Annotated in this window: 11 protein-coding genes; 5 read left to right on the plus strand and 6 right to left on the minus strand. The window is 71.3% G+C overall.

What is annotated here, in order from left to right:
* Window positions 1-12: 12 nt before the first annotated feature.
* The 5 genes from ABZU91_RS31450 to ABZU91_RS31470 form a co-directional block, all read right to left on the minus strand.
* On the minus strand, window positions 13-657 hold the full coding sequence (locus tag ABZU91_RS31450) for a hypothetical protein (protein WP_355248513.1): 645 nt from the start codon (window positions 655-657) through the stop codon (window positions 13-15).
* Between the two features lie 85 nt (window positions 658-742).
* A complete protein-coding gene (locus ABZU91_RS31455; RefSeq protein WP_355248516.1) occupies window positions 743-1,453 on the minus strand; it encodes an ABC transporter permease subunit in 711 nt (236 codons plus the stop codon).
* 65 nt (window positions 1,454-1,518) lie between these two features.
* On the minus strand, window positions 1,519-2,433 hold the full coding sequence (locus ABZU91_RS31460; protein WP_355248519.1) for an ABC transporter ATP-binding protein: 915 nt from the start codon (window positions 2,431-2,433) through the stop codon (window positions 1,519-1,521).
* Window positions 2,433-3,335 carry an ABC transporter permease gene (locus ABZU91_RS31465; protein ID WP_355248522.1) on the minus strand — a complete coding sequence of 301 codons (903 nt, stop codon included), beginning with the start codon at window positions 3,333-3,335 and terminating at the stop codon, window positions 2,433-2,435. Before ABZU91_RS31465 ends, ABZU91_RS31460 begins: the two co-directional genes overlap by 1 nt.
* Entirely contained in the window at window positions 3,328-4,242 is a 915-nt protein-coding gene (locus ABZU91_RS31470; protein WP_355248525.1) for an ABC transporter ATP-binding protein, read from the minus strand. The genes ABZU91_RS31465 and ABZU91_RS31470 overlap by 8 nt, the downstream gene beginning before the upstream one ends.
* A 225-nt stretch (window positions 4,243-4,467) precedes the next feature.
* Here ABZU91_RS31470 and ABZU91_RS31475 point away from each other — a divergent pair, with 225 nt between their 5' ends.
* From ABZU91_RS31475 to galT, 4 genes are all read left to right on the plus strand, one after another.
* Complete coding sequence (locus ABZU91_RS31475; protein WP_355248528.1) at window positions 4,468-5,982, plus strand: glycosyltransferase; 1,515 nt, start codon at window positions 4,468-4,470, stop codon at window positions 5,980-5,982.
* An 88-nt stretch (window positions 5,983-6,070) separates the two neighbouring features.
* Window positions 6,071-7,600 (plus strand): adenylyl-sulfate kinase, encoded by a 1,530-nt coding sequence (gene cysC, locus ABZU91_RS31480; protein WP_355248530.1) that lies wholly within the window; start codon window positions 6,071-6,073, stop codon window positions 7,598-7,600.
* A 111-nt stretch (window positions 7,601-7,711) separates the two neighbouring features.
* Entirely contained in the window at window positions 7,712-8,536 is an 825-nt protein-coding gene (locus tag ABZU91_RS31485) for a DeoR/GlpR family DNA-binding transcription regulator (RefSeq protein WP_355248533.1), read from the plus strand.
* Window positions 8,533-9,606: a galactose-1-phosphate uridylyltransferase gene (galT, locus tag ABZU91_RS31490; protein WP_355248536.1), complete on the plus strand. Its 1,074-nt coding sequence runs from the start codon at window positions 8,533-8,535 to the stop codon at window positions 9,604-9,606. The genes ABZU91_RS31485 and galT overlap by 4 nt, the downstream gene beginning before the upstream one ends.
* Before the next feature lie 354 nt (window positions 9,607-9,960).
* On the opposite strand, the gene ABZU91_RS31495 is transcribed toward galT, so the two are convergent.
* A complete protein-coding gene (locus ABZU91_RS31495) occupies window positions 9,961-11,178 on the minus strand; it encodes an NADP-dependent isocitrate dehydrogenase (RefSeq protein ID WP_355248539.1) in 1,218 nt (405 codons plus the stop codon).
* Window positions 11,179-11,315: 137 nt separating this feature from the next.
* Here ABZU91_RS31495 and ABZU91_RS31500 point away from each other — a divergent pair, with 137 nt between their 5' ends.
* Window positions 11,316-12,122: an MBL fold metallo-hydrolase gene (locus ABZU91_RS31500; protein WP_355248542.1), complete on the plus strand. Its 807-nt coding sequence runs from the start codon at window positions 11,316-11,318 to the stop codon at window positions 12,120-12,122.
* Window positions 12,123-12,181: the final 59 nt, after the last annotated feature.

Genomic DNA, 12,181 nt, shown 5'->3' on the forward strand with positions numbered 1-12,181 from the left:
GCGGACCGGCCCTCACCAGCCGCGCAGGAAGCGCAGGCCGAGCAGGATGGCCACCACGGACGGCCCGACCAGCAGGGTGATCGCCTGGAGCCGGTACGGCATCCGGTGCCGGGTCAGCTCGCCCGCGTTGCCCAGCACGATCACCCCGGCCAGCATCATGAACGCGCCCCACCAGCCCGTCTCCAGGTGGACCACCCGGAGGTGGATCAGTTGCAGGGTCACACCGAGCAGCGCGCCGGTGAGCGCCAGCAGCGCCACCGCCCGGTGCAGACCACGGGCCAGAGGGTGTGCCGCCCGCCAGCCGTACGTGCCGGCGACCGCCAGGCAGGGCAGCACCACCATCAGCGGCCAGCCCTTCCCCATCGCCCCGAACATCAACAGCGCACCCACCACGAACGCCAGCGTTCCGACGCAGGCGACGACGTAACCGGCGAAGGCACGACCGCCACCGCGTGCCAGCAGTGGCCCGCCGCTGGCCGCGATCAACGCGGCCGGGATCAGGATGAAGCCGGCCCACCAGTGGAACCGACCGCTGCCCTGGGCGGCCGTCGCGACCGTCGCGGACGCCAACCCGGCGACGGCCAGACTGGTCAGCCAGGGCCGGCTGCTCCGCGAGTACTGGTCAGCCAATGGTCTGCGCTCCGCTTCGACACTCACTCCACCAGCCTCGGCCCTGGTCGCGGCCCGGTCCATCCGGCCAGCCCTACCCGTCGCCGGAGGGCTGGCCGCACCCGTACCGCCCTCAGCTCGTCTCGCCGGCCACGCTGAACGAACGCAGGCGGTCGATCGCCAGCACGGTGAAGCCGACGCTCACCAGCGCGGTCATCACCGCGGCGACCGGTACCGACACGCTGGCCTCCAGCAGCCCGCTCGGGGCGAGCCGGTCGGCGAGGGCGATCACGTACTGCTGGATGGAGAGCACCTTCGTGCCGCTGACGAAGTTGCCCAGCAACCCCTCCCAGATCAGCACGTAGACGAGACCGAGCAGCACCGGACGCCGGGTGACGAGGCTGAGCGCGAGGAACAGCGCCGAGTACGCCAACGCGCCGAGCGCGGACGCGGCGGCGAGCGCCAGTCCGAGGCGTACCGAATCGGCTAGCACGCCCGCGACGTAGAGCGGCACCGCGACGGTGGCCGCGCTCACCCCGGCGGCGACCGCGAGCTTCGGCAGCACGATCTGCCAGCGCGGCAACGGCTTGGTGAGGATGTGCACCACCGTGCCGTCGTCGATCTCCGCGCCCAGCACGCCCGTGCCGATGATCAGGGCCACCACCGGCAGTACCACCGCCAGGCCGAGGCCGACCAGCACCGGCGGACCCCACTCGCGCGGGTCCACGCCCAACGAACGGCAGAGGACGGCCAGGCCGAGCATGACCAGCGGCAGGGGAAGCAGCAGCAGGAACCGACGCCGGCCGAACAGCCCGCGCGCGGTGATCCAGGTAATGGTCGACATCTCAGCCTCTTTCGTTCGTGACTGCGGGGCTCACTCGCTGCGCTCGTTCACTCCTCGCACTCACCTCAGGCCTCCACGAGGTAGGAGAAGACGCTCTCCAGGGACTCGTCGGACGGCACCAGCTGACGCACCCGGATGCCTTTCTGCAGGGCGATCCGGGGCAGCGCCCGGGTGAAGGCGCCGTAGTCGCCGGCGCGCACGGTCAGGCCGGTACGGTCCAGCTCGACACCGCTCACCGACGCCTCGGCGATCAGCGCGACGGCAAGCGCCCGATCGTCGGTGGAGCGCACCGCGAAGACGTGCGGCCGGTTGGTCATGAGCCGACGGATGGTCCGGAAGTCTCCGGAGGCGGCCAACCGACCCGCCACCATCACCTGCACCGTGCCGGAGACCTGCTCGACCTCCTCCAGGATGTGCGAGCTGAACAGGATCGTCCGCCCGGAGTCGCCCAGGGAGTGCAGCAGCTCCATCATGTGCAGCCGCTGGCGCGGGTCCATCCCGTTGAACGGCTCGTCGAGCAGCAGCACCTGCGGGTCGTGCACCAGCGCGGCGGCCACCCGGGCACGCTGGCGCATGCCCTTGGAGTACGTGCCGATCCGGCGGTCCTGCGCCGACTCCAGCTCCACCAGGTCGATGGCCCGTCGGGCCGCCGCCGCCGGATCGGCCAGCCGGTGCAGCTTGGCGCTGGCGAGCACGAACTCGTACGCGGTGAGGAAGCTCTGCACCGCCTCCCGCTCGCTGACCAGGCCCAGCCGACGGTAGACGTCGGGGTTGCGCCAGGTCGGCTCGTCGTCGAGGGTCACCGTGCCCCGTGACGGGGAGAGGAATCCGGCCATCATGTGCAGCAGCGTGGTCTTGCCGGCGCCGTTCGGGCCGAGCAGACCGGTCACCCCGGGGCCGAGGGTCATGCTGATGTCGTTGACGGCCACCACGTTGCCGTACCACCGGGACACCCCGGTCAGGCTCAGCGTGCTGCTCATCAGGAGGCGACCTTCCGGTAGCGGGCCAGCAGGAGGGCGGTCGCGCCGGCGACCAGCAGCACCGCGACCAGGGCGTAGACCGGGCCGAACCCACCGATCGACGGGCCGCCCTGGTTGTCGGGGACCAGCAGGTCACCGAGCGACCAGATGCCCACCCCCTGCACCAGGGTGGAGGGCGAGGCCAGCCCCGCCAGCTCGTTCGCCGCACGGGACGGCAGGATGCTCAGCACGCCCACGATCGGGGTGGTCATCAGGAAGACCGCGACCACGCCACCGGCGGCGAACGCGCGCTTGCCGGTCATGGACGCGACCAGCAAACCGACCGAGGCGAAGACCACCGCCCACAACCCGGCGTAGAGCAGCCCGGGGAGCAGGTCGAGCAGCTCGTTCCAGACGCCACGCAGCCCGTCCTTGGTGGTGAACGCGGCACCGAGGAACATCACCAGTTGCGGCCCACCGAGCAGCAGCCAGAGGCCGGTGACCAGCGCCAGCAACTTGGCGAGCGCGTAGTCGGCGCGCGGCAGCGGGCGGGAGAAGTACAGCGGCAGCACACCACTGCGCAGGTCCCGGGAGACCAGCTCCGGCGCGGCCACCGCGACGAAGAACAGGACCAGCCAGCTCATCGCGTCGGCGAACTGGGCGTACGTGGCGACCGGCTCACCGAGCTGGCTGCGTACGGCGGCCAGGGCCACCGCGACCAGGGTGACGATGCCGATCACCAACCACGGGAAGATCTTGGCCTTGGCGCTGCGGCCGAACCCGAAGATCGCGCGCAGGCCGTGCAGGTAGAGCGCGCCGAAGACGTGCCGGCGGCCCAGTCGGGGACCCTCGTAGCGCTGATAGCCGATGTCGTGGATGACGCCGGTGGGCGTGGACCGCACGGCGGATGACAGCTCAGGCATGGGTGAGCTCCCTCGTGGCGAAGAGTTCGGCCACCCGGTGCCGGCGCTGGTCCAGCCGGTGCAGCGGCAGGTCCAGTTCGGCGACCGCGCCGAGGATCAGGTCGTAGGTACTGTCATCGGCGAGCGGTACGAGCAGCAGTCGGCCGTCGCGCGCCACCGGCAGGTCGAGCGCGGCGAGTCGGGCGGCCAGCTCCTCGGTGCCCTCGCTGACCTCCACGGCCAGCACGTCGGTGGCCGTGGTCATCGCGGAGATGTGGTCCGCGCGCAGCAGGCGCCCGCCGTCGATGGCGATCAGCGTGTCGCAGATGCGCTCCACCTCACCCAGCAGATGCGAGCACACCAGGACGGAGATGCCGAACTCGGTGCCGATCCGGTGCACAAGCGCCAGCATGGCGTCCCGCCCGGCCGGGTCCAGACCGTTTGTCGGCTCGTCCAGCAGCAGCAGGTCGGGGTCGTGCACCAGCGCCTGGGCCAGCTTGACCCGCTGCTTCATGCCCGTGGAGTAGCCGCCGACCGGCCGGTAGCGCTCCTCGTAGAGCCCGACGTGGCGCAGCGCCTCGGAGGCGCGCTCGCGGGCCACGGTGCGTGGCAGGCCGCTCATCCGACCGAGGTGGGTGACCAGCTCGGCGGCGGACAGGTCCGGTGGGAGGCAGTCGTGCTCGGGCATGTAGCCGACGCGGGCACGAACCGCCGCCGATTCGGTGGTCGGGTCGATGCCGAGCACCGAGACCTGACCACTGGTCGGGGCGATCAGGCCGAGCAGGATCTTGATCAAGGTGGATTTTCCGGCGCCATTCGCCCCCACCAGGCCGATGATCCCGGGCTCGACGGCGACGGTGAGGTCGGTGAGCGCGGTGACCCGACCTCCGTACGTCTTGGTGAGCGACTGGGTCGCGATCAGTGTCACAGGGCCAGCGTAGGGAGTCGATGCCCCCGGTCGACACCGGCGCGCCCCCGGAGCTCCCCTGATCCTCGCCGCGGCACACCCCTAGGGTCTCCGCACGTTTGCGCCGGTCCCGCGTTCGGTCAGACCCCGCCGCCGGAAAGTCCACTCCGGGGTGGCACGATTCACTTCCCGTTCACCGGGCAGTGTTCCGGGGGATATTCGACCGCCGACGCGGGAAGGATCGTGATGGTCGAGGTTGGCGTCCCCAAGGTGAGTGTCGTGGTGCCCGCGTACAACTGCGGACCCCACATCGAGAAGCTGGTGTCGTCGCTGCTGCGGCAGTCACTGCCGTCCGACGAGTTCGAGGCGATCTTCGTCGACGACGGATCCACCGACGACACAGGTGAGCGGCTGGACCGGCTCGCCGCCCAGCATCCGCACATCCACGTGGTGCACATCGAGAACTCGGGCTGGCCGTCGCGCCCGCGCAACCTCGGCATCGAGCGCGCCCGCGGCGAGTACGTCTTCTTCGCCGACGACGACGACTGGTTCGCCGACCAGGCGCTGGAGCGGCTCTACGACTGTGCGAAGACGTACGACGCGGATCTCGTGATCGGCAAGATGGCCGGGCACGGACGCGGCGTACCCCGGGAGCTGTTCCGCAAGAACCGCTTCGACGCCACGCTGGAAAACGCCCCGCTGATCGACAGCCTGACCTGCCACAAGTTGTTCCGCCGTTCCTTCCTCAACGAGCACGGGCTGCGGTTCCCGGAGGGCGGCAAGCGGCGGCTGGAGGACCATTCGCTGGTCGTGCGGGCCTACTTCGCGTCCCGCCGCACCTGCGTACTGTCCGACTACACCTGCTACCACCACGCGCAGCGGGCCGATGCCCGCAACGTGACCGCCGCGCGGCTGGAGCCGTCGAGCTACTTCGCCAGCGTGCGCGACGCGCTGGACGTCGTCGACGCCCACACCGAGCCGGGGCCGCTGCGCGACCGGCTGCACCGGCGGTGGCTGCGCAACGAGATGATCAACCGGCTGCGCGGCAAGCGGCTGTTGGACGCTCCCGAGGACTGGGTGGACCAGGTCGCCGGCGAGGTCCAGAAGATCATTCAGGAGCGGTTCGCCCCCGGGGTCGCCGCAGGCCTGCCGCCGTTGCAGCGGGCCGTGGCCTACCTGGTCGAGCGGGGCCGGGTCGAGGACCTTCGGCGGTTGGCCCGCTGGGAGGCGGGCATCGCCGGGCACGGCAGGATCGACGCGCTCGAGCCGGAAGAGCACGCCGTCACGGTGAGCGTGGCCGCCGAACTGCGCTCCGCGAACCACCCGATCGGCTTCCGCGCCGACGACGGGCGCGACGTGCTCGTACTCCCGGTCGACGAGATCTCGCCCGACGTGCTCGACTCCACCACGCAGGTCCGTAAGGCTCGTCTGGACGTGGTCGCCCGCCGCCGGGAGACCGGCGACGAGATCTTCCTGCCGGTGACGTTCCAGATCGAGCGGGTCGCCGGCCCGGGCGGCGCGGAGACGGTCCACCTGGTGCACCGCGCCACCACCACGATCGATTTCCGGACTCTCAACGGTGGTCGCACGCGGGGCAGTTGGCTCCTCAAGGCACGGATCACCAACGCCGGATGGACCGAGGACGCGCGACTGCCGCTGCTCTTCATCTGCCCGGCCGACGGCGCGGCTCCGCGTATCCGTGACGAGCGGAAGGTCTGGAACTGGCTGCGCTCGGCGGTGGGTCGCCGGGTACGAGGCTGACTCGACCGCTCGGGTCGTGGAGTGGCGGCCTCGACCGATCGACCGTCGGCTGCGAAACTGTGTGCCGGTCAGCGAGTGGGGGGTGTGGATGAGCAACGGCTGGGTGCTGCCCGACGAGGTGCTCCGGGACGCGCCGGCGTACACGCCGCGTCCCGGTGAGCTGGCGGATCTGGAGCTGCTGCTGACCGGCGCGTACGCCCCCCTGACCGGCTTCATGACCCGCGCCGACCTGGTGTCGGTGAGTCGACGCGGCCGGCTGGCCGACGGCACGCCGTGGCAGGTTCCGGTGACCCTGCAGGTGCCGGCCGCGCTGGCGCAGGGCTTCGACCCGCGCGACGAGGCCCGTCGGGCTCTGGTGCTGACCGACGGGGAGGGCGCCCCGGCGGCCGCCCTCGACGTGGCGGACGTCTGGCAGGTGCGCGAGGGCGTCGCGGGGCTGGGCGGTGCCCTCCGTCGGCTCGGCGACGGAGGGCACGGCCCCTTCCAACGGCTGCGCCGCAGCCCCGAGGAGGTCCGGGCGCTGCTGCCCCCGGGGCGGGTGCTCGGGGTCATCGCCGACCGTCCGCTGCACCGGCCGCAGCTCGCCCAGATCGCACACGCCGCCCGCACCCTCGCCGCCCACCTGCTGGTGATGATCCCGATCGGCGAGGGCGGTGTGGGCGGCCTCGCCCCGGAGGCGCTGGTACGCACGATCTTCGCCGCCCGGGACCGGATGCCTCCGGCCACCCTGGTCGGGGTGCCGCTGTCGCACCGCCGGGACGAGATCAGCGACGCTCTGCTGCGGGCCCGGGTGTCCGCCGCGTACGGGGTCACCCACCTGCTCTCCACCGGGGAGATGCTTTCCGGCGCGGGTCTGCGGGTGCTGGTGCCCCGCGAGCTGGCGTACGACAACCGCGACGGGCAGTGGCGCTGGCGGGAGGACATTCCGCCGCGTAACCGTCGCCTCGCGCTGACCCATGACGAGATCGACGACCTGCTCGACCGCGGCTTCCCGCTGCCCGAGTGGCACACCCCGCCGGCCGTGGCGAAGGAACTGGCCCGGGCCCGGCCGCCGCGCCGGCACCGGGGGGTCGTGGTGTTCCTGACCGGCCTCTCCGGCTCCGGCAAGTCCACTGTCGCGCGGAGTCTGGCCGACGCGTTGCGGGAGAACGGCGACCGGACGGTGACCCTCCTCGACGGCGACGTGGTTCGCCGGGAGCTCTCCGCCGGGCTCAGTTTCAGCAAGGCCGACCGGGATCTCAACGTCCGCCGGATCGGCTGGGTGGCCGCCGAGATCGCCCGGCATCACGGTGTGGGCATCTGTTGCCCGATCGCCCCGTACGCCGCGGCCCGCGCCACGGCACGGGAGATGGCCCTGGCCGCCGGGGCGGGCTTCGTGCTGGTGCACGTCGCGACTCCGCTCGAGGTGTGCGAGCAGCGGGACCGCAAGGGCCTGTACGCGCGAGCCCGTGCCGGTCTGCTGACCGGCATGACCGGCATCGACGACCCGTACGAGGAGCCGACGGACGCGGACCTGGTGCTGGACACCACCCATGTGAGCGTCGCGGAGGCGGTGCAGGCCGTCCTCGACCACCTCACCGAGACCGGCTGGGTGGAGTTGAAGATCCAGTCCGCCTGAGTCGACGCACCACCCTTTTCTTCCGCCGCTGCCGGGTACGCGCTAGTGTTCATCTTTGTTGGAACACGTTCGACCACGTGAGAGTACGTGGACCCCTGGGAGGCACGGCGGATGCTCGCTCGACAGCGGCAGTCGGCCATCCTGGATCGGGTCCGAGCCGCTGGCGGTGTCCGGGTGACCGACCTGGCCACCGAGTTCGGCGTCTCCGACATGACCATCCGCCGCGATCTGGAGACGCTGCACGAGCGCGGCCTGCTGGCCAAGGTGCACGGCGGGGCGACCACGTCCGGTCCCGGCTCGACGGACGAGCCGGGCTTTCACGCCAAGTCCGTCCGACAACTGCCGGCGAAGGCCGCCATCGCGGACCGGGCGGCGCTGCTGGTCCGGCCCGGCGCGGCGGTCGCTCTCTCCGCCGGCACCACCACCGCCGAACTGGCCCGCCGACTGGTGGACGTCCCGGGCCTGACCGTGGTGACCAACTCGCTGCCGGTGGCCGAGATCCTGCACGCCGGGGGTCGGCCCGACCAGACGGTGGTGCTCACCGGCGGTGTGCGGACGCCGTCGGACGCGCTGGTCGGCCCGCTCGCGGTGGCCGCCGTCCGGCGGCTGCACCTCGACCTGCTCTTCCTCGGCGTGCACGGCATCACCGAGCGCGCCGGCTTCACCACACCCAACCTGATGGAAGCCGAGATCGACAGGGCGTTGGTCGCCGCAGCCGACCAACTGGTGGTGCTCGCCGACCACACGAAGTGGGGCACGGTCGGCATCTCCTCGATCGTCGAGCTGACGGCAGCCCAGGTACTGGTCAGCGACGAGGCGTTGCCTCCGCCCGCGCGACGGGTACTCGGCGAACAGGTGGGCCAATTGATCATGGTTAAGGCGACGAGGGCGGGCCGCGCGACGCGCACGCCGACGAGTGAGGGGACGGCGCCGTGAAGCGCACCGCGATCGACCTGGCCGACGGCCGGGAGCTGATCTACTTCGACGAGGACGACGCCGCCGTCCGCGACCAGCCGGACCGCCGCGACCTGCCGCCGCCGCCACCCGCGTCGCAACTGCGCTACGACCCGCTGGCCGACGAGTGGGTGGCGGTCGCCGTGCACCGGCAGACCCGTACCTTCCTGCCGCCCGCCAACGAGTGCCCGCTCGACCCGTCCGTGGGCGACCGACTGACCGAGATCCCCGCGCCGGACTACGACGTGGTGGTCTTCGAGAACCGGTTCCCCTCGCTGAGCGGCCGGGTCGCCGACGAGCCCGGCGAGATCACCCCGTTCACGCCGGTCCGGCCGGGCGTGGGTCGGTGCGAGGTGGTCTGCTTCACCTCCGACCACAACGCCTCCTTCGCCAGCCTCCCGCCGCGTCGCGTCCGCACGGTCCTCGACGCGCTCGCCGACCGGACCGAGGTGCTCGGCGAGCTGCCCGGGGTGGAGCAGGTGTTCTGCTTCGAGAACCGGGGCGTCGAGATCGGCGTGACGCTGCACCACCCGCACGGGCAGATCTACGCGTACCCCTTCGTGACGCCGCGCACCCGGGCGTTGCTGGCGGCGGCCCGCCGGCACGCCGAGCGGACCGGTGGCAACCTGTACGCGGACGTGTTGGCCGCCGAGCGCGCGGCCGGCGACCGGGTCGTCACCGAGAACGAGCACTGGACGGCGTTCGTGCCGGCGGCGGCCCGCTGGCCGTTCGAGGTGCACGTCGCGCCGCGGCGCGTGGTGCCGGACATCCCGGCGCTCACCGACGGCGAGCGGGACGCCTTCGGGCCGCTCTACCTGGATCTGCTGCGCCGCTTCGACGGGCTGTTCGACATGCCGATGCCCTACATCGCGGCGTGGCACCAGGCGCCGGTGCGGATCGACCGCGAGCTGGGTCACCTGCACCTTCAGCTGTTCAGCATCCGGCGCGCCAAGGACAAGCTGAAGTACCTGGCCGGCTCCGAGTCGGGGATGGGTGTCTTCATCAACGACATCGCCCCCGAACGCGCCGCCGAACTGCTCCGCGCCGCCTGACCGGTCCGCCGGGGCTTCCGCGCGTCGGCCGCCCGCTAGACCGTGAGGCCGACTGGTCGAGCGTGGGGGCCGACTGGTCGAGCGTGGGGGCTGGGAAACAGGGCGCGGGGGGCCCGGGACAGGGCCCCCCGCAGGGAAGGGACGGCTGGCTGTGCTCGACACAGCCGGGAAGGCTGGCTGATCGGCACGCACACCGCGGTCGACCTCGGTCAACCTTCTGGACGCGACTGGCATCTCGTCCACCCTGGTCAACGAGACGTGCCGGGCCGGGGTGACGCCGCAGGCGTGTCGCCCGCCGGACACAGCGGAGCCCGCCGGCGGGTGCCGACGGGCTCCGGTGCTGGTGCTGTCGAATCAGGCGGAGAGCCGGCGGGCCAGGTTCTCGTCGAGCGCGTTCATGAACTCGTCGGTGCTCAGCCACGGGGCGTCGCGCGAGATGAGCAGCGCGAGGTCCTTGGTCATCTGGCCACCCTCGACGGTGTCGACGATGACCTGCTCCAGGGTGTTGGCGAACTCGGTGACCGCCGGCGTGCCGTCCAGCTTGCCCCGGTGGGCCAGGCCCCGGGTCCAGGCGTAGATCGACGCGATCGGGTTGGTCGAGGTCTTCTCGCCCTTCTGGTACTGCCGGTAGTGCCGGGTGACCGTGCCGTGCGCGGCCTCGGCCTCGACGGTACGGCCGTCCGGGGAGAGCAGCACCGAGGTCATCAGACCCAGCGAGCCGAACCCCTGCGCGACGGTGTCGGACTGCACGTCACCGTCGTAGTTCTTGCAGGCCCAGACGTACCCGCCCTCCCACTTGAGCGCGGCGGCGACCATGTCGTCGATGAGCCGGTGCTCGTAGGTCAGGCCGGCAGCGTCGAACTCGGCCTTGAACTCGGCCTCGAACACCTCGGCGAAGATGTCCTTGAACCGGCCGTCGTACGCCTTGAGGATGGTGTTCTTGGTCGACATGTAGACCGGGTAGTTGCGGTCCAGGCCGTACCGGAACGAGGCCCGGGCGAAGTCCCGGATCGACTCGTCGTAGTTGTACATGCCCATGGCGATGCCGCCGCCGGGGAAGTTGGCGACCTCCATCTCCATCGGCTCGCCGCCATCGGCCGGGGTGTAGGTGATGGTCACCGTGCCCGGGCCGGGGACGACGAAGTCGGTGGCCTTGTACTGGTCACCGTGGGCGTGCCGGCCGATGATGATCGGCTTGGTCCAGCCGGGGACCAGCCGCGGCACGTTGGACATGATGATCGGCTCACGGAAGACGACGCCGCCGAGGATGTTGCGGATGGTGCCGTTGGGCGACCGCCACATCTTCTTCAGGCCGAACTCCTCGACCCGGGCCTCGTCCGGGGTGATGGTGGCGCACTTGACGCCGACGCCGTGCTCCTTGATGGCGTTGGCGGCGTCAATGGTGACCTGGTCGTCGGTCTCGTCGCGGTACTGGATCGACAGGTCGTAGTAGTGCAGGTCGACGTCGAGGTAGGGCAGGATCAGCTGCTCCCGGATCTGCTTCCAGATGATCCGGGTCATCTCGTCGCCGTCGAGCTCCACGACCGGGTTGTTTACCTTGATCTTCGCCATCGGCCGGCGCTCCTCTCGGGGGACACGTGCTCAAGCAGTACGAGCGTACTGCAATTGGGCCGGCAGCCCCCAGCCGGCCTCTGCCGACCGGTGAAACCGGGCTGCACGACACAGCAGTTCCCTGACACCATCGCGCGATGCCACTGAGCCGCACCTTCGGGTCTATCACGGTCACGGCGCTCACCGACGGCGAGGGCGGCTTCTTCCAGCCCCGCGACGAGGCGTTTCCGCACGCCACAGCCGCGCAGTGGGCGGAGGCCGACCGCCGCGACCCCACCTCGGTCACCTCGGACGGGCAGTGGTGGCTGCCGTTCCGGAGCTTCGCGATCCGCTCCGGCGACGGGCCGGTGACCCTGGTCGACGCCGGGATCGGCCCGGCCGGCGCACCCGCCGCGAGTTGGGCGCCGGTACCCGGCCGGCTACCCGCCGAACTGACCGCCGCCGGCATCGATCCCGCCGACGTCGACACGGTCGTGCTGACCCACCTGCACAGCGACCACATCGGCTGGGCGGTCACCGGCACGCCCGGCAGGCCGTACTTCCCGAACGCGAGCTACCTGCTCCAGCGCGCCGAGGTGGACGCGGCCCGGGCGCTCAACCCGGGCCTACCGGCCGGCCTGATCGCGCCGTTGCGCGCCGCCGGCCAGCTCCGGGTGGTCGACGGCGAGGCAGACCTCACCCCGGCGGTACGACTGCTGTCCACTCCTGGCCACACCCCCGGCCACCAGTCGGTGCTCCTGACGGTGGCCGACGAGCGCCTGCTGCTCACCGGCGACCTCCTAGTGCACGCCGTACAACTCGTCGACCCCACCCTGGCGTACGCCCACGAGGAGGACCCCGACGAAGCAAGAGCCTCCCGCCTAACCACCCTGCACACCCACTCCCCCACCCTGCTGGCCACCCCCCACCTAGGGCCTGTCCTGTCGATCATGGAAGCCAGATGATGGCGGCGATGAGGACAAGGCTGGCCCGGTAAAGGGATGCTCGTTTGGCGTAGCGGGTG

Origin of the sequence: Micromonospora sp. NPDC005174 (assembly GCF_040608495.1) — a bacterium.
Lineage (GTDB): Bacteria > Actinomycetota > Actinomycetes > Mycobacteriales > Micromonosporaceae > Micromonospora.

Bases quoted from the DNA above. Each gene is read 5' to 3' on its own strand.
- ABZU91_RS31455 (WP_355248516.1), bottom strand. From the start codon at position 1,453: ATGTCGACCATTACCTGGATCACCGCGCGCGGGCTGTTCGGCCGGCGT.
- ABZU91_RS31460 (WP_355248519.1), bottom strand. From the start codon at position 2,433: ATGAGCAGCACGCTGAGCCTGACCGGGGTGTCCCGGTGGTACGGCAAC.
- ABZU91_RS31465 (WP_355248522.1), bottom strand. From the start codon at position 3,335: ATGCCTGAGCTGTCATCCGCCGTGCGGTCCACGCCCACCGGCGTCATC.
- ABZU91_RS31475 (WP_355248528.1), top strand. From the start codon at position 4,468: ATGGTCGAGGTTGGCGTCCCCAAGGTGAGTGTCGTGGTGCCCGCGTAC.
- cysC (WP_355248530.1), top strand. From the start codon at position 6,071: ATGAGCAACGGCTGGGTGCTGCCCGACGAGGTGCTCCGGGACGCGCCG.
- ABZU91_RS31485 (WP_355248533.1), top strand. From the start codon at position 7,712: ATGCTCGCTCGACAGCGGCAGTCGGCCATCCTGGATCGGGTCCGAGCC.
- ABZU91_RS31495 (WP_355248539.1), bottom strand. From the start codon at position 11,178: ATGGCGAAGATCAAGGTAAACAACCCGGTCGTGGAGCTCGACGGCGAC.
- ABZU91_RS31500 (WP_355248542.1), top strand. From the start codon at position 11,316: ATGCCACTGAGCCGCACCTTCGGGTCTATCACGGTCACGGCGCTCACC.